Raw genomic sequence first — 502 nt, forward strand, 5'->3', positions numbered from 1 at the left:
TTCAATTCGATGACGCATTTCGAGGCAGTCGCGCGGCTCGGCGGCGTGGCAAAGGCCGCTCAGGAATTGCAGGTGACACCTTCGGCGGTTAGCCAGCAGCTGCGGCTGCTCGAACACCAACTCGGGGTGCGGCTTTTTCAGCGCGAAAAGCGCCATCTCTCGCTCACGATCGACGGTGAGCGGCTCTTCCAGACCACGACCCAGGCTTTCGAATCCATACGCGAGGTGCGTAATGCCATTGTGCGGCAGCGCGAAAGCTTCCAGCTTAGCCTGCGCGTCAGTCCTTCCTTCGGCGAGAAATGGCTGGCGCCGCGGTTGGCCGAGTTCAGCAAGGGCTATCCGAGCTGGAATTTGCGCGTCGACGCCACGCCCAATTTCTCGGATTTCGAAACGGAGGTCATCGATCTCGATCTTCGTTATGGCGACGGCGGCTGGGCCGGCCTTTATTCGGATTGCGTCGTCAACGATCTGATCCTGCCGATGTGCTCGCCTTCCTATCTTG

The 502-nt window shown here is 60.0% G+C and carries 1 protein-coding gene; it reads left to right on the top strand.

The window, feature by feature from the left end; genetic code table 11:
- Positions 1-502: LysR family transcriptional regulator (locus NKH99_RS32705; protein WP_353018000.1), on the top strand; the 502-nt coding region annotated here is incomplete at both ends.

This window comes from Mesorhizobium sp. M0854 (genome assembly GCF_040319815.1).
Taxonomy (GTDB): domain Bacteria; phylum Pseudomonadota; class Alphaproteobacteria; order Rhizobiales; family Rhizobiaceae; genus Mesorhizobium.